We start from the raw sequence: 20762 nt of genomic DNA, 5'->3' as shown, positions 1-20762 counted from the left end.
AAGTTGTTATCAATGAGATAGGTCACTCATTAATAGATTTCTCTCTATTGAAGCGAAAACCTATTAAAGTTAACTATACTCTATATATGGTCATACCTTGTTACATTTCCAAGGGCAGTATTGAAGGTATTTTGTTAGCATTTCTTACTGAAAGAGTCGATTTATTATCAACAGAAAGCCATTCAGAAAATATAAAAGACAGCCTAAGCTGCCTTTTATATCTAGAATGAACGTAGTGAGCAAATATAAAGCCTAGTGACCGCCACCGTTAATAGTGCGTACCATTTCTTCAACCATTTTCTTGGCATCACCAAAGATCATCATGGTCTTATCTAAATAGAATAGCGGGTTGTCTAGTCCAGCATAACCGGTACTCATAGAGCGCTTGATTACCATAACCGTTTGCGCTTTTGAGGCTTCAAGGATGGGCATACCAAAGATTGGAGAACCTGGGTCATCTTTAGCAGAAGGGTTAACCACGTCGTTGGCACCAATAATTAACACCACATCTGTACTTGGGAAGTCTGAGTTAATCTCATCCATCTCCAAAATGTCATCATAAGGCACATCTGCTTCAGCAAGCAGTACGTTCATATGACCTGGCATACGACCCGCAACAGGATGAATGGCAAAACGAACATTGACGCCTTGTTCCTTTAGAAGCTCATACAGTTCTTTCACCGCATTTTGCGCACGGCCTTGGGCCATACCATAACCTGGAACAATAATAACGTCACTGGCGTTACTCATTAAGAAGCCCGCATCTTCAGCAGAGCCAGACTTGTAAGTTTTTGGTGCGCCATCATCGCTACCGGCGACAGCAGCGGTTGAACCCATTCCACCAAACAATACGTTTAATAATGAGCGGTTCATAGCCTTACACATGATGTAAGATAAAATCGCACCTGATGACCCTACCAACGAGCCGGCAATAATCAACATTGAGTTGCCTAAGGTGAAACCGATACCTGCTGCTGCCCAACCCGAGAAAGAGTTAAGTAGAGACACAACCACCGGCATATCACCGCCACCAATTGGGGCAATCCACATCCAGCCAAATAACACTGCAAATACTGTCATGGCGTAAAATGCTGGCATAGACTCAGTGACGAAGTACCAGCCACCACAAGCAACCATAGCCACAAAAAGAATCAACTGTAAGGGCTTAACCCAGCCGCCATTGACAGTTTTAGCCCATTTCTTAGCGCCTAATTTGCCGAAGGCAAACACTGAGGCGGAGAAAGTAATGGCACCGATAAAGCAACCAATGAACAGTTCAACACGAGCAATTGTGCTGTGTTCGTGTGTGCTGTTAAGCACAGTGGCTAGGGCGATAGCGACCGCAGCCAAACCAACAAAAGAGTGCATTAATGCCACAGTTTCCGGCATTTCGGTCATGGCAACGGTTTTCGCTTTCCACATACCGACTAAAGCACCTAAAATCATTGCACCGATGATAAGCCAAAGCACAGGACCTTCCGCTAAGAAGAAGGTAGTAATGACGGCAATGGCCATAGCAGCCATACCAAAGCGATTACCACGAATGGCCGTTTTTGGGCTAGATAGACCGCGTAATGTAAGAATAAACAATACAGCGCCTATTAAATAGAACCAATCAGCGTGAGCAGCAATCCAGTTCATTTGAGTTAATTCAGGATTCATGCGTCACCTCCTTTTTGATCAGCCGCTGTGTTTACTTTTTTCGCTTTAGGTTTGAACATGGCAAGCATACGCTCAGTTACTGCAAAACCACCAAAAATATTAATACTGGCTAAAAACACAGCGAAGGCACCCAATAAGCTGGTCACTGAAATGGCATTGCCATCAATATGAACCGTTTGTAGCATCGCACCCACGATAACGATACTTGATAAGGCATTGGTTACTGCCATTAAAGGGGTGTGAAGGGCAGGGGTAACGCCCCAAACAACGTAATAACCCACAAATACGGCCAATACAAAGATGGTAAATATGGCCACGAATGGGGTAGCACCAGTTACGGCAACGCCCAGTGGTGCGGTTGCTAATAAAGTAGCAAGCATAATCTTCTCCTAAGATCTTTCTGAAATATTCATGTTTAGCTTTTTGGATTATTTTCGACAGCGCAGAGGCTTTAGTCAGCAATATTTGCCTGATTTATCAAACCTTTATCTACGCTGTAAACGCACCTCACCACTATGGGTCACTGCTAAAGCTCCCTGAATTTCATCTTCAAGGTTAATCGTTAAGGCATTGTTGTTGTCTTTATCAAATAAAGTGGTAATAAAGTTCACTAAGTTATTGGCATATAAGTCAGAGGACTGCGCCGCTAAGCTTGCTGGAATGTTGGCGGCGCCGATGATACGTACGCCATTTCCTGTGACAATGGTCTCTCCAGAGACAGTACCTTCAACGTTACCACCTGAGCTTGCGGCCATATCGATTAATACTGAACCTGCTTTCATTTTGTCTAGTGTCGTTTTATGCACTAATCTTGGCGCATTACGACCTGGAATCTGAGCTGTGGTAATAACAATATCTGCATTTGAGACCGCTTTATCGACTACGGCAGCCTGATCTTTCATGTATTGCTCAGAAGGGGTCCAAGCATAGCCGCCTGTTGATTTAGCCTTTTCTTTTTCCTCATCGCTCATCGGTACATCTAGCCATTTGCCACCCAACGACTCCACTTGCTCTTTGGCTGCGGGACGTAGGTCACTGGCTTCAACCACAGCGCCCAAACGCTTAGCAGTAGCAATGGCTTGAAGACCAGCCACACCCACCCCTAAGATAACCACTTTGGCAGGCTTAACCGTACCAGCCGAGGTCATAAACATTGGGAAGGGACGGGCGTACTCATTGGCCGCCATCAGTACTGCTTTATAACCGGCTAAGTTGGCTTGGGAGGACAGTACGTCCATGTTTTGCGCACGAGATAGTGTGCGGGGTAGTAGCTCCATCGCATAGGCAGTTACCCCTTGTTGCGCATAGTTGTCTAACTGATCATTGCGGTAAGGGTCAAGCATACCGATGACGATGCTACCGGTAGACAGTTGAGCGATCTGCTCTGCGGTTAAGTTTTGAACCACACAAATAATGTTTGCTTGAGACAATACTTCAGATTCGCTGGCGACTTTAGCGCCGGCATTGAGATAAGCGGTATCATCATAATAGGCATGTTGACCTGCACCAGATTCAATAATCACGTCATGGCCAAGCTTAATAAGTTTTTTTACTGAGTCGGGCGTAATTGCAACGCGTCCTTCAAATGCCTGCTTGGCTTGAATTGTGCCTATTATCATGTTCGCTCCTAGCTTAATTAATGGATGTAAATTTTGGCTTTATTCACATAAGGTCATCTAAACATCTAACCTTCCTTGATGAAAACATCTGGTTTATAGTCATAGAACTAAAGGTTATCAATTTAATAAATGGCTAAGTGAATACCATCACGGGAATTTATTATAGGAATATAAATTAAAAAAATTCATCGTAGAAATATGACCGACCAGTTAAATTTAATCAAAAACTTTAATTTATGTACTTTTCGAAAGTTAACGTGAAACATAACACAAGGTTATCTATAAATGCGAGAAAAAATTGCTCTGAATGACTCACTATAAAATCAAATAGGTGATTAGTTATTGATAGCAATTAGTCATGGTCGACTTAAACTTGTTAAACTATATAAATTAAAAGTTTTGGATTAGGTTAAAACCACAAAATAAATAAATTGAGGATAAAATTATGTACTTTGTATTGTCTCCCGCAAAAAGTCTAAATGAGAGCGATGAGATACCTGTTAATCTGGGCAGCCACTACAGTCAGCCACAGCTCATTGAGCATGCGCAAGAATTGATGAAAGTATTAAAGTCTAAAGAGCCTGTAGATTTACAGGAGTTGATGAGTATTTCTGATGATTTGGCTCAGCTAAATGCACAAAGAAATCAACAGTGGTCATGGATTGATACCAGTCCGTTTACTCAAGACAATGCCAAAGCGGCTGGCTATTTATTTGACGGCGATGTGTATACCGGTCTTGATATGTATAATTTAGATAAAGAGACAGTGATTTATCTTAATGAACATTTGGGTATCTTGTCAGGACTATATGGGGTACTAAAACCACTAGATTTAATTCAACCTTATCGTCTTGAGATGGGTACTAAGCTTGAAAACGAGCGCGGCGATAATCTGTATCAATTCTGGGGTGAACATATTACTGAGGTGATTAACCAAAGAATGGGTCAAGCTGCTGAGCAGGGCGAAGACAATGTGTTGATTAATCTAGCGTCTAATGAATACTTTAAGTCAGTAAAGAAAAAGTCATTACAAGCGCAGATTATTACACCGCGATTTGAAGATGAAAAAAGTGGCAAGTATAAAGTGATCAGCTTCTATGCCAAAAAAGCACGTGGTTTGATGGTGAAATACGCCGCTGACAATAAAATAACTCAGGCAGAGGACTTAAAAAACTTTGATTTGGCAGGTTATTATTATGTGGAAGAACTGTCTGATGAGCATAACTGGACATTTAGACGGGATGAGGCTGATCAATAACCTTAAGTTTTGTAAGTTATAAGCAAGCACTTAGACAATAAAAAACCCCGATAAGCAATTGCCTATCAGGGTTTCGTTTGCCAGTTACGCCTTTAGCGTATCATGAACAATTAAGGGGAAGGGGGACGATTACATCATGCCGCCCATACCACCCATGCCGCCCATACCACCAGCACCCATGCCAGCCATAGCGTCATTGTCTTCTGGCTTATCTGTGATCATGGCTTCAGTAGTAAGCATCAGGCCAGCAACAGAAGCTGCGTGCTCTAACGCTGAACGAGATACTTTAGCTGGGTCAAGGATACCCATCTCTAGCATATCGCCGTATACGCCAGTCGCTGCGTTATAACCGAAGTTACCAGAACCATTTTTCACTTCGTTAACTACCACAGAAGCTTCATCACCTGCGTTAGTAACGATTTGACGTAGTGGTGCTTCCATTGCACGGCGTAAAATGTTGATACCCGCGTTTTGGTCATCGTTGTCGCCTTGTAGATCAGCTAATGCATTTAAAGCACGAACCATAGCAACACCACCACCAGGTACCACACCTTCTTCAACCGCAGCGCGAGTCGCATGTAGCGCATCATCTACACGGTCTTTCTTCTCTTTCATAGCGGTTTCAGTAGCTGCGCCCACTTTAATAACGGCAACACCACCTGATAATTTGGCCACACGCTCTTGTAGTTTTTCTTTGTCATAATCTGAAGTAGATTCTTCGATTTGACGGTTGATAGACTCAACGCGTGATTCGATTTCAGCTTTAGAGCCAGCACCATCAACGATCACAGTGTTTTCTTTACCAACAGTTACTTTCTTAGCAGTACCTAAGTGTTCGATAGTCGCGTTTTCTAAGCTTAGACCCACTTCTTCAGAGATAACCGTACCACCAGTTAAGATAGCGATGTCTTGTAGCATTGCTTTACGACGGTCGCCAAAACCTGGTGCTTTAACCGCACAAGTTTTCAAGCCACCACGCATGTTGTTTACTACTAGAGTAGCCAATGCTTCGTTTTCTACGTCTTCAGCAATGATTAGTAGTGGTTTGCTTTGCTGCATTACTTGCTCAAGTAATGGCACGATTTCACGGATGTTGCTGATTTTTTTGTCAACAAGCAGAATGAATGGGTTTTCAAACTCAGCAGTTAAGCTGTCTTGCTTGTTAGCGAAGTATGGGCTGATATAGCCACGGTCAAACTGCATACCTTCAACAACTTCTAGTGAATCTTCGAAGCCTGAACCTTCTTCAACAGTAATAACGCCTTTTTTGCCTACTTTCTCCATTGCTTCAGCGATAAGCTCACCAATTTTGGTGTCAGAGTTAGCAGAGATAGAGCCTACTTGAGCGATGGCCTTAGAGTCATCTGCTGGGGTAGAGATCTTATGGATTTCAGCAACAGCAGCCGCAACTGCTTTATCGATACCACGTTTAAGATCCATTGGGTTCATACCAGCAGCAACAGACTTCATACCCTCAACTAGGATAGCTTGAGCCAATACAGTTGCTGTAGTAGTACCATCACCAGCCACGTCATTGGTTTTGCTAGCCACTTCACGTACCAGCTGCGCACCCATGTTTTCAAATTTGTTTTCAAGTTCGATTTCTTTGGCTACTGAAACACCATCTTTAGTGATAGCAGGAGCACCAAAAGATTTATCGATAACCACGTTACGGCCTTTAGGACCTAGGGTTACTCTTACAGCGTTAGCAAGAATGTTTACGCCGTCCATCATTTGTTTACGAGCGTCAATGCCAAATTTTACGTCTTTAGCCATGAGAATACTCTCCAGTTATTTTAGTTAATGAGTGTTTAGTTATAAGAGTTTGGGAAAATTTATAAGCTTAGCCAATCTGTTGTTGTAATAGTGGATTGTCTACGCCAACTGTCTAACCCAAAAGTAGAAAGTTATTAATCCTTTTGATTAACCTTCCAAGACGCCTAATACGTCAGACTCTTTCATAATCAATAATTCTTCGCCGTCAACTTTCACAGCTTGACCTGCATATTGACCGAATAAAACTTTGTCGCCAACTTTTACGTCTAAAGCACGGACTTCACCGCTGTCACGGATTTGACCATTGCCAACAGCTAGGACTTCGCCTTGAGAAGGTTTTTCTTGTGCAGAACCTGGTAGTAAGATACCACCCGCAGTTTTTTGTTCTTCTTCCACACGGCGGACAACGATGCGGTCATGTAAAGGGCGAATATTCATTGTTCACTCCATTAAAAGTTCAATTAAGTTGATAAAAGTTTACCCATATCACTCATGAAGATATTGTTGTTTAACAGAATTTCAAGGGTAATTTTCTTGTTTCTGCTATGAGCTATGGGGCTGTCCTAAAAGTGGGGTTAGCTGAGTATATTTTCAACCTTAAAAAAGTAATTTTTTTATTAAGTTGGCTGACAAGTGACCCTTGCCTGTATAGACTAACGCCTGTACAGAATTTATGCTTTGTGTAACTTATTGAATATCATCCGACAAACATCCCATTAAAACCTGACTTACCTGACTTGGAGACGGCAAATGAATATGCTAATACGTTTTTTTATAGTGATGGCGTTATTAAAACGTGAGCATGCTGAGCAAAATAAAGGTAAGCAGCAAAAGGCGAAAAATTCTGTAGATAGCAGTGCTTCTCAAAACAATGTTTCTGCTGACTTATTTCAACCTTTTAGCCGAAGCTATCGCATATTGCCACATGATATGGGCTTTCGTAATCACTTACCCAATTATCGTTATTTGTCGTTTATTGAACTTAACGTGACCGGTTGGCTGTATAAAATTTTGAAGAAAAATCAATTGGGTGGTCTGAGTATGGACTGGATTATCTCTATGCAAGAGATGGTCTATTTAAAAGAGATTAAATTTTTAAATAAGATGACGGTGAGCAGCACCTTAGAGGGCTGGGATGAGAAATATGTTTATTTTCAGCACCACTTTTATGTCAAAAATACTTTGATGGCAATTGGCTTAACCAAATTTGTATTAATGAATAAAGAAGGCAAACAGTCGCCAGCAGTATTGGGAATGCAAGGTAAGCATTTGACTGAAGTTATTAAAACTTGGAATGCAAACCAGACCGCCATTAAGTCTCAATAATGTTTGGCTTTGATAAAACTGGCTATATACATACTCTGAAATTTGCTAGCATTAAGGTTATAACTATTTTAAGTTCACCCAATACTTAAAAAATAATTTCATAAAAAGGAAATCACTATGAATCAAAAACTTAAATGGACCGACAGCCTAGACATCGCCATCGAATTGGTGGAAAAGTTTCCAGAAACTGACCCACAATATATCCGTTTTACTGATTTACACCGCTGGGTAACCGAGCTTGAGAACTTCGATGACGATCCTAACAAATCAAACGAAGGTATCTTAGAAGCCATTCAGATGAATTGGATTGATGAGGCGGACTAGTTTAACGGCTATAGATGAAATATAAATAGGTTATTGTGAATCCTACCTTTGGTGTAGCTGTCTCTTAAGCTCGATTTCGAGGACGCTCAATTCGCACCTCACAAATAAAATTCTAAAAGGAATTATTATGAGTACCACTGTTAAGGAGCTATCCAATGACATAGCTTGTTGAGGGGTTAATATTCGTACCACAAATCAATCAGAATTAAATCAAGAGACAGCTAAAATTGGAGGGCTATGGTAAACCTTTTTCAATACCTATTTTTCCAAACTTCCAAAAGATAGCTGTATTTATGGGGTTTATCATAGATACTAAAGTGATGCTAATGGGGAGTTAGAGGTTGCCGCTAGCTGGAAGCAGAATGGCAATAACCCAGAGCTCGAAAATTCTACTCTTGAACCGGTCACTATTCCAGCAGGAAAGTACTTAGTTTTTAGTGGACAAGGTTGATTACCTGCTGCAGTTGATAGAGAGATATTATGATTTAGGTCTAATAAGTTTTGTGATGTTGTTGAAAAAGTAGCTAGTGTAACTTCAAAAGTTGATCTTAGTGCATCTAAAGAAATAGGAAGTTATTTAAAAGAATTCGACAAAAAGAAGGTTGATAATTTTTTGGAAAAGTATAAAAATTTAGCAGAGCGATACATTAAAAAACTATAATTAATTTCAAGGGTATATATATGGCTATGGATGGGAATGACAAGTCATCATTTACGCTTCAAATAATTGAAAAGGCTTTAGCATTACCAGGTGTTAAAATTGATAGAAGAAAATTTTTGTCAGATACCTTTGGTAAAAGCTTGAGCAACGAAGATTTATTAAAGTTGTTAGATCTTGGACCTTCAAAGTCTGGTCTCATCAATAGGAAAGATCTGAAAAAAGCTGCTATTAAAAGTTGTAATTCTAATAAATGGTCATGCTCTGCTACATCTTTTGCATCAGGTTTTCCAGGTGGAATTGCAGTGGCTGCAACTATACCTTTAGATACTATTCAGTTTTTTGGCTTTAGTCTTAGAATAGCTCAACAAGTTGCTTATATATATGGTTATGAGGACTTTTGGAATGGCGATATTCTAAATAATGAAAAAGTAGAAAGCGAACTCGTCATGTTTTTAGGTGTTATGATGGGAGTAGGAGGTGCATCGCATGCTACTCGACTATTTGCTAGTCAATTTGCTAAAAAAATAGCTAGTGACCTACCTAAGAAAGCTCTGACTAAAACTATCTATTACCCAATCATAAAATCTATTGCCAAGAGTATTGGTATTAAAGTTACTAAAGAATCTTTTGCGAAAAGTCTTTCTAAAGCTATACCAGTGCTTGGTGGTATTATTTCAGGTGGTATGACATATAGCAGTATGTCTATAATGAACAAAAGGCTATATGAAACTTTTGAGGCAACTTTAGATTACAACGAAGATAGGGCTAATGAAGATTTAGAAAGCCTGAAAGAAGTGTTGCCTGAAATTTTTGATGTTGATAGGGATGATTATCGAGAATTGTAGTTATTTCGATAGTCATATTGAAGTGCTATAAGTATTTCACTAATAAAATAAATACTTGTATAACTATGAACTATTAATAGTAGATAATACTTATTTAGTTAGAATCTAAATTAAGCAACAAATTTATTCTTTAAACTTAAAAAGATTCATAAAGCTAAATAGTATTTGAATGCAATAAAATTGAAAAAATTTGTACTTTTGCTTAATCCAAGCCCTGATTTATCCTATAAGGTCTAATTCAGGGCTATAAAGTGGTAACTGTAGTCAAAGAATTATAAAGTAGAGACAGATCAATTGACTGAGGATACTACGCTTAGCGATTCGTATCCTTATGACTATTAATCCAACAACAACTCTTCTAGCATGCGCTCATAAATCTGAGCCAATTTACCGATATCATCAATTTCAACACGTTCATCAACTTGGTGGATGGTAGCATTACGCACACCCAGTTCAACCACTTGCGCACCAGTTGGGGCGATAAAACGGCCGTCAGAAGTGCCGCCTGAAGTGGATAAGGTAGTGTCAATACCAGTGACGTCTTTAATGGCTACTTTACACGCATCAACAAGTTTACCCTCAGCCGTTAAGAACGGATGACCCGATAATTTCCAGTCGATATCGTAAGTGGCTTCAGTATCATTAAAATGTCTGTCTAAAATTTCATGGGTTTTGGCTCTCAATTCTTCTTCTGTTGTTTCAGTCGAGAATCTAAAGTTAAACACCACTTCTACCGTTTCAGGAATCACATTATTGGCGCCGGTGCCTCCATTAATATTTGAAATTTGCATAGAGGTAGCCGGGAAAAAGTCATTGCCACTATCCCATTGGGTATGGGTAAATTCGGCTAATGCTGGCAGGAGAGCATGGATCGGGTTAATCGCTAAGTGAGGGTAAGCCACATGACCTTGCTTACCGGTGACCGTAAGTATGCCACCTAACGAGCCACGACGGCCGTTTTTGATAACATCGCCTAAAGTATCGGTGCTTGATGGCTCGCCAACCAAACAATAAGTGATTTTTTCATTACGAGCTTCCAAAGCTTCGACTACTTTTACCGTACCGTTGATAGAAGGACCTTCTTCATCAGAGGTAATCAGCATAGCAATAGAGCCGTTATGATTAGGGTGTTTTTTGACAAAGTTTTCTGTAGCGACGGTAAAGGCCGCAATACCCGTTTTCATATCGGCAGCACCGCGTCCCCATAAAAAGCCATCTTTGACAGTCGGCTCAAACGGGGGGATTTTCCAGTTATCAACATTGCCCGTAGGCACCACATCGGTATGACCGGCAAAGCAAACCACTGGATCGGCTGTACCACGTCTGGCCCAAAGGTTCTTCACTTCAGCATTATTTTTGTCAAAGTTGGGCGCAGTTGTCTCTTTATCGCCAAAATACATGAATTCGCAGTTGAAATCTAAAGGCTTTAAACGCTCTACTAAGACATCTTGACAGTGTTTATCTTCTGGTGTGACTGAATCACGGCGCATCAGATCAATGCTTAACGCCAAGGTTTGCTGCTGCGGAGTTTGTTGTAAATGGCCAGACTGCCCAGTAGTGTCGCTAGAACTCATAACTTGCCTCAAATATACAAAATCAAATAAAAAGCTGATAGCGAGCTTGTGCATCGCATCAGATAAAGTGGGAAGGTTGGAATTAACATGACAGGTCTATCTACCTGCCATGCTAAGCGAACCATATCATGTCAAATAAATTAAGTATGCCCGATAGTTAAAATAAATCCTATCTGCATCGGCTTTATTTTGCCTCGCTACTGCTTGACTTGCTAGCTTAGCGTCTTGCCTTAACATTAATTTAAAACTTTAATAGCTCGCATCTATAAAGGGTCGGTAATGATAAGTGCATCATCACGGCGTAGCCAAGTGGCAATAGAATAACGTTGACGATGCGCTATCTCGACTTGATGCTGCAAATTACTGTCAAAGATGACTAATCGATTGGCCTTAGGTAACAGTTGGTGCAGTTGGTTATGTTCATCTACGATAGAAAGTTGCCCACCATCAGCATCCTCCCATTCATCATTGAGATAAAATACCGCAGAGATAACACGTTCATCACGTCCGATAGGGTTATCAGAATGCCATTTATAGCCAAATCCAGGCGGATAACAAGCGTAATGTGCCTCGCTATGACGAATACCAGCGAACAAAGTACGGTTTAGGAAAAATGCCAATTCATTGATACTTTGTAGATAATGATAGCCTGCATAAAAATCTTTGGTAATCCAGCGAATACGGTCTCCACGAATATCTGTTTTGCGCACGCCTTCAGTGAGTTTGGCGTCACGATAATCAATAAACCCACTCTCAGCTTGTAAAGCGAGTAGAGCGGTGGATTGGTAGAGGTCATCTAGGACGATGAACCCGTCACTCACAAAGTAGTCTAATACGTCATCTTTTATTCTTTGTTCCCAGTCTACTGCGAAGTCTGATTGCGCTAGGCTCTTTTGAGTTTCAGACAAATCAATATTAACCAAGCGGTTATGTTGCTGGGTAAATGGGGTATTGGGCGGTAATTGTTGTAAGGCTTTATAGGCTTGTTTTTTAGAGTCAGCCAAGTCTTGCGGTGTAAGCGGAGGTGGTATAGCTGCGGTGATGGGGTCTTGGAAGTGATAAGTAGTTGGAGATAAATTGCTTTCGATGGTCGTCTTAACGACTGTAGTCATTGGCGGATTCTCTGTTGTTCATTTTTAACATCACCCTAGGATTTAGAGGTGTGAAAATGACCGAAAAAAGTGAAGAACTACCCAGAAATATTAGGGCGATATTAAGGGTATTAACCATTAATATACTTATTTTAAACCAGCTTATGCTACCATAGAACTAATTTTTGAAAATAAACCTTTCTACCATAACACAAGCTAAATTATGAATTACAAACACGCTTATCACGCCGGTAATTTCGCCGACGTTGCAAAACACATTTTACTGGTGCAATTACTTAATCAAATGAGTACCAAAGGCAAGCCTTATTATGCGCTAGACGCTTATGGTGGTCGAGGTCTTTACTCGTTAAGCAGTGAAGAAGCCCGCAAGACAGGGGAAGCCAAATCAGGTGTCCAAAAGATTTTGGACGCCGATGTCTCTGAAGCACCTGCTGCGGTTCGTCAGTATGTTGATGACATCAAACAAGCCCGTCAAACTTATGACAAGCATGTTTATCCAGGCTCACCTTGGTGGATTGCCAATCATGTTGAAAAAAATCCAGACGTAAAGGTACGTGCTGAAGCTTTTGAATTAAAGAATAGCGAATACGATGCTTTAAACTATCAGTTATACCAACTGCCTATTGGTATTCAAAACCGTGATGCTTTCGAAGGTATTTTGGGGGTTATTCCTCCTGTAGAACGTCGAGGGGTGATCCTAATTGATCCGCCTTATGAGCAAGAACATAAAGACTTTACCCGTTTGGTAGAGTTATTAGTGGCTACTATGACCAAATGGCCTCAGGGGATTTATGCACTTTGGTTCCCAATTAAGAACATTGAAGCGGTTGAGCTTTTTTATAAAAAAATGAAGCGCACTGGAATTCGTAAGCAACTTCTATGTGAATTAAATATATATCCTAATGATGTTGCAGTAGGTCTTAACGGTACCGGCATGCTGATCATTAATCCACCTTGGAAATTTGATCAAGATGCTCGTGAAATTCTTAATTTTATTCAGCCTTTACTGCGTCCTGAAGATGCTCCTGAGTTACCACAGAGCCAAGCGGTAAGCGTACGCTGGCTAGTAGGTGAGTAGCTACTTAGTAGGCAACTTGGATTTTGATCAATAAAGGATTTTGTATGAAGACTCCACATCAATCGCATTCAGATACGGTACAAGCAGGTTCGGTACAACCCGATAATTCTACACCTGCGCAGCCTACTGAGTCTGGCATTGACGGCTTAGATACTTTGACTTTTGAAGTTATTGAGCGGGAAGTGACCGATGGTAAGCCAGTGGTTAGCCGAGGTGTCTATTTAGCTCCCAACTTAATTACCACGCTTTCTTTATTGTCTGGATTCTTCTCTATACTATCAAGTACCCAAGGCCACTTTTACAAAGCTTCTTTGGCCATATTTTTGTCTGCTATTTTGGACGGAGCTGATGGCCGGGTGGCACGTATGTTAAACGCCCAAAGTCCTTTTGGCGAGCAATACGATTCCTTAGCAGATATGCTTGCTTTTGGTGTGGCACCTGCCATATTAATTTATAGCTTTGCCCTTCAGCCTTTAGGTAGAGTGGGTATTGGCTGCGCCTTCATATTTACCGCTTGTGCCGCATTTCGTTTGGCACGTTTTAATGTGCAAATAGGCGAAGTGGACAAAAAATACTTTGTTGGCTTAGCAAGTCCACTGGCTGCTATATTGGTAACCAGTGCGGTCATGGTGGCTATTGATCATAATCAGTGGATAGGACAATATGATTCACACGTTATGATTATTGCTGCTATCTGGGTGGTTATATGCGGTTTATTAATGGTCAGTAATATTAAATACTATAGCTTTAAAGAGTTTGATAAAAAGAAAGTGCCATTCGTGGCTCTTATTATCGGTGTGTTAGTCATGGCGATTGTGCTTTATGATATTCCAGTGGGTATTCTAGCCATTGGTGTCATTTATGCATTATCAGGCATCTTTTCGACTCTTCAAGCTAAGGTAAGAAATTAATAACTAGCATGATTTGCTTAAGTAATTTGCTTAAATAAACAATTTGCTTAAACAAATAACCTGCTCATATAAATAGTTTATTCAAATACACAGTGGCTAAGTCTATCACCTCATCATTAAAGGCTTTGTTGCAAGCCACTCGTCCTAGAACCTTTCCTTTAGCCATTGCCAGCATCGTTTGCGGCAATGGCTTAGCTTTATCTCAAGTAGCGTCCTTCTCCTCCCTCGGTTGGCATAATATTACGGTGTTCCTACTGACGTTATGGGTAGCTTTGGCTTTGCAAATTTTGTCTAATTTAGCCAATGATTATGGGGATGGGGTTAAAGGAACAGATAATCTGCGTGACATTAACAGCCCTGAACGTATGATAGCACAAGGTCTGTTGCGGCCTAAACAGCTTAAACGTTTAATTATTGGATGGGCGACAATTACCTTTTTTTCAGGGGTGGCTTTAATCAGCATTGGGTTTGATAATCTACGTGACTTTTTGATCTTCCTAGCATTTGGCATTATCGCTATTATTGCGGCTATGGCTTATACCATGGGTAAGCGCCCTTATGGGTATCGAGCAATGGGAGAGGTAGCCGTTCTGGTATTCTTCGGTTGGTTGGCAGTGCTTGGCAGTATTTATTTGCAAACCGGTCAAGTTGAGTTAAGTCACTTACTGCCAGCAACAGGGTGTGGGGGATTGGCTGCCTGCGTGCTCTATGTTAATAACATGAGAGACATTTATAGTGATAAACAAGCAGGGAAAATAACCCTTGCTGTCCTATTAGGTAGCAAGAGGATGAGGGTAGGCTATACGTTATTGATGGCCTTATCTATTTTATGTTATTTGCTATATGGTATTGTCTATAATCTATATAGTTTGTTATGGGTATTGGCCCTGCCTTTAATGGCCAAACATCTATCAGTTATCTATTCTGTGAGACCAATTGGTGCTTCTAGCTACAGTAAGGTTAGCACTAGGAACAGTAAAATAGATACGGTATTGATAGGCAGTCAATTAAAATCCATTGTGAAGTTGACGCTTATCGTTAACCTGTTGTTCGTGCTGGGTCTTGGTATAAGTCATCTATTTCACAGTTAGCTTTTAAGGTTAAAAATTAAGATCTCAAAATAAATTCGAAAAAGTTGAAAAAGGCGGTTGACACAAAAAATTAAGGGTCTATAATACGCACTCACTAAGACGGACATGAGGCAATAAATCGAGAGATTGAAAGCTGGTTCACTTAGGAAGAATTAAAATTAAGTGTTGACAACGATATTCAAATGTATATAATAGTCAGCCTGCTAAGCAACAACGTTATTACTAATTAATAATAACTGAGTGCAGCTAAAGATTTAACTTAGGCTTGGACGACAAGCTAAGAACTATTTAAAAGCTAAAATCAAAGAACAACTTGTGTGGATTTTTGCTGATTTAGAATGCTAAAAATTAAAGTTGGGACATCATCTTTTCGGTGATGTGACTAACTATAAAAATTATCATTCTTTATTAGTAAAGAAACTCGAAGTTAATTCATTATATGAAACATACGGAAAAGCAATTTGCTAGTATTGAATGAGCCAAGTTTAGAAGCTTCTTTAAAGAGCTTCATAGCAAGATTAAACTGAAGAGTTTGATCATGGCTCAGATTGAACGCTGGCGGCAGGCTTAACACATGCAAGTCGAGCGGTAACAGGAGAAGCTTGCTTCTTGCTGACGAGCGGCGGACGGGTGAGTAATACTTAGGAATCTGCCCAGTAGTGGGGGATAGCACGGGGAAACTCGTATTAATACCGCATACACCCTACGGGGAAAAGGGGGCGCTTGCGCTCTCGCTATTGGATGAGCCTAAGTCGGATTAGCTAGTTGGTGGGGTAAAGGCCTACCAAGGCGACGATCTGTAGCTGGTCTGAGAGGATGATCAGCCACACCGGGACTGAGACACGGCCCGGACTCCTACGGGAGGCAGCAGTGGGGAATATTGGACAATGGGGGCAACCCTGATCCAGCCATGCCGCGTGTGTGAAGAAGGCCTTTTGGTTGTAAAGCACTTTAAGCAGTGAAGAAGACTCTATGGTTAATACCCATAGACGATGACATTAGCTGCAGAATAAGCACCGGCTAACTCTGTGCCAGCAGCCGCGGTAATACAGAGGGTGCAAGCGTTAATCGGAATTACTGGGCGTAAAGCGAGCGTAGGTGGCTTAATAAGTCAGATGTGAAATCCCCGGGCTTAACCTGGGAACTGCATCTGATACTGTTGGGCTAGAGTAGGTGAGAGGGAGGTAGAATTTCAGGTGTAGCGGTGAAATGCGTAGAGATCTGAAGGAATACCGATGGCGAAGGCAGCCTCCTGGCATCATACTGACACTGAGGTTCGAAAGCGTGGGTAGCAAACAGGATTAGATACCCTGGTAGTCCACGCCGTAAACGATGTCTACTAGTCGTTGGGGAACTTGATTCCTTAGTGACGCAGCTAACGCAATAAGTAGACCGCCTGGGGAGTACGGCCGCAAGGTTAAAACTCAAATGAATTGACGGGGGCCCGCACAAGCGGTGGAGCATGTGGTTTAATTCGATGCAACGCGAAGAACCTTACCTGGTCTTGACATATCTAGAATCCTGCAGAGATGCGGGAGTGCCTTCGGGAATTAGAATACAGGTGCTGCATGGCTGTCGTCAGCTCGTGTCGTGAGATGTTGGGTTAAGTCCCGCAACGAGCGCAACCCTTTTCCTTAGTTACCAGCGGTTTGGCCGGGGACTCTAAGGATACTGCCAGTGACAAACTGGAGGAAGGCGGGGACGACGTCAAGTCATCATGGCCCTTACGACCAGGGCTACACACGTGCTACAATGGTAGGTACAGAGGGCTGCTACACAGCGATGTGATGCGAATCTCAAAAAGCCTATCGTAGTCCAGATTGGAGTCTGCAACTCGACTCCATGAAGTCGGAATCGCTAGTAATCGCGGATCAGAATGCCGCGGTGAATACGTTCCCGGGCCTTGTACACACCGCCCGTCACACCATGGGAGTTGATTGCACCAGAAGTGGGTAGCCTAACTTTTAGAGGGCGCTCACCACGGTGTGGTCGATGACTGGGGTGAAGTCGTAACAAGGTAGCCGTAGGGGAACCTGCGGCTGGATCACCTCCTTATTGACGCATTCGGTCAGCAAGAATTCACAACAAGTTGTTCTTTGATTTAGCAAGCTCTTAAGGGTCTGTAGCTCAGCTGGTTAGAGCACCGTGTTGATAACGCGGGGGTCATAAGTTCAAGTCTTATCAGACCCACCACTTATCCCGATACGGGGCCATAGCTCAGTTGGTAGAGCGCCTGCCTTGCACGCAGGAGGTCAGGAGTTCGACTCTCCTTGGCTCCACCATATTGGTTACGGATTAAGAGTGCATAAAATAGAATTAAGTGATTCATCTTTATAATGAAGGTAATGATTACTTACTTCTGTTTTATACAGAAAATATATGACGATCTGATGAAGACGTTATTACTATTTAAAAACATAGATATGAGTTGTAATATACGGTTAGAAAATGAATCATTCACTGAGCCATTGTCTAACCAGATAGCCAACCTTTTAATGACATCAGTTGTTATCCCAAGGGGTTGGTTATCAAAGTAAAGAGAACTGAATCAAGCGTAAATTATCAAGGTGATATCGTTATAATTACAGACTAAAGACCCTTTGGGGTTGTATGGTCAAGTAATTAAGCGCACATGGTGGATGCCTTGGCAGTCAGAGGCGATGAAAGACGTGACAGCCTGCGATAAGCTTCGGGGAGGCGGCAATATCCTGTGATCCGGAGATTTCTGAATGGGGAAACCCACTTAGCGTAAGCTAGGTATACTAATTTATTAGTAAGCGAACGAGGGGAAGTGAAACATCTCAGTACCCTTAGGAAAAGACATCAATAGAGATTCCCCTAGTAGCGGCGAGCGAACGGGGAGGAGCCGACGGATTTATATGTAGAAGAACAGTGTGGGAAAACTGGCCATAGTGGGTGATAGCCCCGTATTCGAAACATATAATGAAGCATATTAAGTAGTGCGGAACACGAGAAATTCTGTATGAAGATGGGGGGACCATCCTCCAAGGCTAAATACTCCTGACTGACCGATAGTGAACCAGTACCGTGAGGGAAAGGCGAAAAGAACCCCTGTGAGGGGAGTGAAATAGAACCTGAAACCGTGTGCGTACAAGCAGTGGGAGCCCACTTGTTGGGTGACCGCGTACCTTTTGTATAATGGGTCAGCGACTTATATTCTGTAGCAAGGTTAACCGTTAGGGGAGCCGTAGGGAAACCGAGTCTTAATAGGGCGTATAGTTGCAGGGTATAGACCCGAAACCGAGTGATCTATCCATGAGCAGGTTGAAAGTGCCGTAACAGGCACCGGAGGACCGAACCCACTGTCGTTGAAAAGCCAGGGGATGACTTGTGGATAGGGGTGAAAGGCTAATCAAACTCGGTGATAGCTGGTTCTCCCCGAAAGCTATTTAGGTAGCGCCTCGGACGAACACCATTGGGGGTAGAGCACTGTTTCGGCTAGGGGGTCATACCGACTTACCAAACCGATGCAAACTCCGAATACCGATGAGTGATATCCGGGAGACACACGGCGGGTGCTAACGTCCGTCGTGGAGAGGGAAACAACCCAGACCGCCAGCTAAGGCCCCAAATTCCTAGTTAAGTGGGAAACGAAGTGGGAAGGCATAGACAGCTAGGAGGTTGGCTTAGAAGCAGCCATCCTTTAAAGAAAGCGTAATAGCTCACTAGTCGAGTCGGCCCGCGCGGAAGATGTAACGGGGCTCAAACTAGGAGCCGAAGCTGCGGATTTGAAAATTGTTTCAAGTGGTAGGGGAGCGTTGTGTAAGCCTGTGAAGGTGTGTCGTAAGGCATGCTGGAGGTATCACAAGAGCGAATGCTGACGTGAGTAACGATAATGCGAGTGAAAAGCTCGCACGCCGGAAGATCAAGGGTTCCAGTCCAACGTTAATCGGGGCTGGGTGAGTCGACCCCTAAGGCGAGGCCGAAAGGCGTAGTCGATGGGAAATCGGTTAATATTCCGATACTTGTTTATGATGTGATGGAGGGACGGAGAAGGTTATGCCAGCCTGGCGATGGTTGTCCAGGTGGAAGGATGTAGGTAGACGGCTTAGGCAAATCCGGGCTGTTAATACTGAGATCTGATAGCAAGCTGTACTTGTACAGCGAAGTGGCAAATACCATGCTTCCAGGAAAAGCTTCTAAACTATAGTCATAAACGAATCGTACCCTAAACCGACACAGGTGATCAGGTAGAGAATACCAAGGCGCTTGAGAGAACTCTGCTGAAGGAACTAGGCAAAATGGTACCGTAACTTCGGGAGAAGGTACGCTGTCGATGGTGAAGGACTTGCTCCGTAAGCTATTGACAGTCGCAGATACCAGGCTGCTGCAACTGTTTATTAAAAACACAGCACTCTGCAAACACGAAAGTGGACGTATAGGGTGTGATGCCTGCCCGGTGCTGGAAGGTTAATTGATGGGCTTAGCGTATGCGAAGGTCTTGATCGAAGCCCCAGTAAACGGCGGCCGTAACTATAACGGTCCTAAGGTAGCGAAATTCCTTGTCGGGTAAGTTCCGACCTGCACGAATGGCATAATGATGGCAGCGCTGTCTCCAGCAGAGACTCAGTGAAATCGAAATCGCAGTGAAGATGCTGTGTACCCGCGGCTAGACGGAAAGACCCCGTGAACCTTTACTACAGCTTTACATTGAACTTTGACCTGACTTGTGCAGGATAGGTGGGAGGCTTTGAAGCAGATACGCCAGTATTTGTGGAGCCATCCTTGAAATACCACCCTGGTCATGTTGGGGTTCTAACTCAGGTATAACAATACCGAGGACAATGTATGGTGGGTAGTTTGACTGGGGCGGTCTCCTCCTAAAGAGTAACGGAGGAGTACGAAGGTGCGCTCAGAACGGTCGGAAATCGTTCATAGAGTATAAAGGCAAAAGCGCGCTTAACTGCGAGACCCACAAGTCGAGCAGGTACGAAAGTAGGTCTTAGTGATCCGGTGGTTCTGTATGGAAGGGCCATCGCTCAACGGATAAAAGGTACTCTGGGGATAACAGGCTGATACCGCCCAAGAGTTCATATCGACGGCGGTGTTTGGCACCTCGATGTCGGCTCATCTCATCCTAGGGCTGAAGCAGGTCCTAAGGGTATGGCTGTTCGCCATTTAAAGAGGTACGCGAGCTGGGTTTAGAACGTCGTGAGACAGTTCGGTCCCTATCTACCGTGGGCGTTGGAAATTTGAGAGGATCTGCTCCTAGTACGAGAGGACCAGAGTGGACGAACCGCTGGTGTTCGGGTTGTCATGCCAATGGCATTGCCCGGTAGCTACGTTCGGATTGGATAACCGCTGAAAGCATCTAAGCGGGAAGCCAACCTCAAGATTAGATTTCCCTTAAGAGCCGTTCAAGACTAGGACGTTGATAGGCAGGGTGTGGAAGCGCAGTGATGCGTGTAGCTAACCTGTACTAATTGCTCGTTTGGCTTGACCATACAACACCCAAGTGGTTTTGTAGCTCCTTATAAAGAGCAAGCTATAATTATTTCGATATC

The 20762-nt window shown here is 42.6% G+C and carries 14 protein-coding genes, 2 tRNA genes and 2 rRNA genes; 11 read left to right on the top strand and 7 right to left on the bottom strand.

Annotated features, from left to right (window positions below; genetic code table 11):
* Positions 1-252: 252 nt before the first annotated feature.
* From LK453_RS00505 to LK453_RS00495, 3 genes are all read right to left on the bottom strand, one after another.
* Positions 253-1641, bottom strand: a complete 1389-nt coding sequence (locus LK453_RS00505) for an NAD(P)(+) transhydrogenase (Re/Si-specific) subunit beta (protein ID WP_044298162.1) — start codon at positions 1639-1641, stop codon at positions 253-255.
* 17 nt (positions 1642-1658) lie between these two features.
* Positions 1659-2042, bottom strand: coding sequence for a proton-translocating transhydrogenase family protein (locus tag LK453_RS00500; RefSeq protein WP_227674434.1), 384 nt, complete (start codon positions 2040-2042; stop codon positions 1659-1661).
* A 105-nt stretch (positions 2043-2147) separates the two neighbouring features.
* Positions 2148-3281 (bottom strand): Re/Si-specific NAD(P)(+) transhydrogenase subunit alpha, encoded by a 1134-nt coding sequence (locus LK453_RS00495; protein ID WP_201534224.1) that lies wholly within the window; start codon positions 3279-3281, stop codon positions 2148-2150.
* Positions 3282-3726: 445 nt separating this feature from the next.
* On the opposite strand from LK453_RS00495, the gene yaaA reads away from it, so the two are divergent.
* Positions 3727-4539: a peroxide stress protein YaaA gene (yaaA, locus tag LK453_RS00490; protein WP_201534209.1), complete on the top strand. Its 813-nt coding sequence runs from the start codon at positions 3727-3729 to the stop codon at positions 4537-4539.
* Positions 4540-4668: 129 nt separating this feature from the next.
* On the opposite strand, the gene groL is transcribed toward yaaA, so the two are convergent.
* Entirely contained in the window at positions 4669-6315 is a 1647-nt protein-coding gene (gene groL, locus LK453_RS00485; protein ID WP_007393999.1) for a chaperonin GroEL, read from the bottom strand.
* A gap of 147 nt (positions 6316-6462) precedes the next feature.
* Positions 6463-6753: a co-chaperone GroES gene (locus LK453_RS00480; protein ID WP_007393998.1), complete on the bottom strand. Its 291-nt coding sequence runs from the start codon at positions 6751-6753 to the stop codon at positions 6463-6465.
* Positions 6754-7065: 312 nt separating this feature from the next.
* On the opposite strand from LK453_RS00480, the gene LK453_RS00475 reads away from it, so the two are divergent.
* The 3 genes from LK453_RS00475 (at position 7066) to LK453_RS00465 (ending at position 9471) form a co-directional block, all read left to right on the top strand.
* Positions 7066-7641, top strand: a complete 576-nt coding sequence (locus tag LK453_RS00475) for an acyl-CoA thioesterase (protein WP_201534206.1) — start codon at positions 7066-7068, stop codon at positions 7639-7641.
* A 117-nt stretch (positions 7642-7758) separates the two neighbouring features.
* Entirely contained in the window at positions 7759-7965 is a 207-nt protein-coding gene (iscX, locus tag LK453_RS00470; RefSeq protein ID WP_007393996.1) for a Fe-S cluster assembly protein IscX, read from the top strand.
* A gap of 681 nt (positions 7966-8646) precedes the next feature.
* On the top strand, positions 8647-9471 hold the full coding sequence (locus LK453_RS00465) for a hypothetical protein (protein WP_201534203.1): 825 nt from the start codon (positions 8647-8649) through the stop codon (positions 9469-9471).
* Between the two features lie 338 nt (positions 9472-9809).
* Here the strand turns inward: LK453_RS00465 and dapE are convergent, their stop codons facing one another.
* Both dapE and LK453_RS00455 read right to left on the bottom strand, forming a co-directional pair.
* Positions 9810-11045 carry a succinyl-diaminopimelate desuccinylase gene (gene dapE / locus LK453_RS00460; protein ID WP_201534200.1) on the bottom strand — a complete coding sequence of 412 codons (1236 nt, stop codon included), beginning with the start codon at positions 11043-11045 and terminating at the stop codon, positions 9810-9812.
* Between the two features lie 263 nt (positions 11046-11308).
* The gene (locus LK453_RS00455; protein WP_201534184.1) at positions 11309-12157 is read right to left on the bottom strand and encodes a 2OG-Fe(II) oxygenase; all 849 of its coding nucleotides are present in this window, start codon (positions 12155-12157) and stop codon (positions 11309-11311) included.
* A gap of 202 nt (positions 12158-12359) precedes the next feature.
* Between LK453_RS00455 and LK453_RS00450 the strand changes: the two genes are divergently transcribed.
* The 7 genes from LK453_RS00450 (at position 12360) to LK453_RS00420 (ending at position 20702) form a co-directional block, all read left to right on the top strand.
* Complete coding sequence (locus LK453_RS00450; RefSeq protein ID WP_007393991.1) at positions 12360-13235, top strand: 23S rRNA (adenine(2030)-N(6))-methyltransferase RlmJ; 876 nt, start codon at positions 12360-12362, stop codon at positions 13233-13235.
* Between the two features lie 44 nt (positions 13236-13279).
* Positions 13280-14146, top strand: a complete 867-nt coding sequence (pssA, locus tag LK453_RS00445) for a CDP-diacylglycerol--serine O-phosphatidyltransferase (protein ID WP_227674433.1) — start codon at positions 13280-13282, stop codon at positions 14144-14146.
* 125 nt (positions 14147-14271) lie between these two features.
* Positions 14272-15237, top strand: a complete 966-nt coding sequence (gene menA / locus LK453_RS00440; RefSeq protein ID WP_227954042.1) for a 1,4-dihydroxy-2-naphthoate octaprenyltransferase — start codon at positions 14272-14274, stop codon at positions 15235-15237.
* Between the two features lie 520 nt (positions 15238-15757).
* Positions 15758-17292, top strand: a 16S ribosomal RNA gene (locus tag LK453_RS00435).
* Between the two features lie 61 nt (positions 17293-17353).
* Positions 17354-17430 (top strand) — tRNA-Ile (locus tag LK453_RS00430).
* A 13-nt stretch (positions 17431-17443) separates the two neighbouring features.
* A tRNA-Ala gene (locus tag LK453_RS00425) sits at positions 17444-17519 on the top strand.
* Between the two features lie 330 nt (positions 17520-17849).
* Positions 17850-20702, top strand: a 23S ribosomal RNA gene (locus tag LK453_RS00420).
* Together the 16S and 23S rRNA genes with 2 tRNA genes alongside form the textbook arrangement of a ribosomal RNA operon.
* The last annotated feature ends 60 nt before the right edge of the window (positions 20703-20762 follow it).

The sequence above is a fragment of the Psychrobacter sanguinis genome, assembly GCF_020736705.1.
Taxonomy (GTDB): Bacteria; Pseudomonadota; Gammaproteobacteria; order Pseudomonadales; family Moraxellaceae; genus Psychrobacter; species Psychrobacter sanguinis.
Note: the sequence above shows the minus strand (reverse complement) of the source record. Positions and strands in the feature narration are given on the sequence as shown.

What these genes read in the sequence shown, in the direction of transcription:
- yaaA (WP_201534209.1), top strand. Translation starts at nt 3,727, where the DNA reads ATGTACTTTGTATTGTCTCCCGCAAAAAGTCTAAATGAGAGCGATGAG.
- pssA (WP_227674433.1), top strand. Translation starts at nt 13,280, where the DNA reads ATGAAGACTCCACATCAATCGCATTCAGATACGGTACAAGCAGGTTCG.
- LK453_RS00455 (WP_201534184.1), bottom strand. Translation starts at nt 12,157, where the DNA reads ATGACTACAGTCGTTAAGACGACCATCGAAAGCAATTTATCTCCAACT.
- groL (WP_007393999.1), bottom strand. Translation starts at nt 6,315, where the DNA reads ATGGCTAAAGACGTAAAATTTGGCATTGACGCTCGTAAACAAATGATG.
- LK453_RS00480 (WP_007393998.1), bottom strand. Translation starts at nt 6,753, where the DNA reads ATGAATATTCGCCCTTTACATGACCGCATCGTTGTCCGCCGTGTGGAA.
- LK453_RS00450 (WP_007393991.1), top strand. Translation starts at nt 12,360, where the DNA reads ATGAATTACAAACACGCTTATCACGCCGGTAATTTCGCCGACGTTGCA.
- LK453_RS00495 (WP_201534224.1), bottom strand. Translation starts at nt 3,281, where the DNA reads ATGATAATAGGCACAATTCAAGCCAAGCAGGCATTTGAAGGACGCGTT.
- iscX (WP_007393996.1), top strand. Translation starts at nt 7,759, where the DNA reads ATGAATCAAAAACTTAAATGGACCGACAGCCTAGACATCGCCATCGAA.
- LK453_RS00500 (WP_227674434.1), bottom strand. Translation starts at nt 2,042, where the DNA reads ATGCTTGCTACTTTATTAGCAACCGCACCACTGGGCGTTGCCGTAACT.
- LK453_RS00465 (WP_201534203.1), top strand. Translation starts at nt 8,647, where the DNA reads ATGGCTATGGATGGGAATGACAAGTCATCATTTACGCTTCAAATAATT.
- dapE (WP_201534200.1), bottom strand. Translation starts at nt 11,045, where the DNA reads ATGAGTTCTAGCGACACTACTGGGCAGTCTGGCCATTTACAACAAACT.
- LK453_RS00505 (WP_044298162.1), bottom strand. Translation starts at nt 1,641, where the DNA reads ATGAACTGGATTGCTGCTCACGCTGATTGGTTCTATTTAATAGGCGCT.
- LK453_RS00475 (WP_201534206.1), top strand. Translation starts at nt 7,066, where the DNA reads ATGAATATGCTAATACGTTTTTTTATAGTGATGGCGTTATTAAAACGT.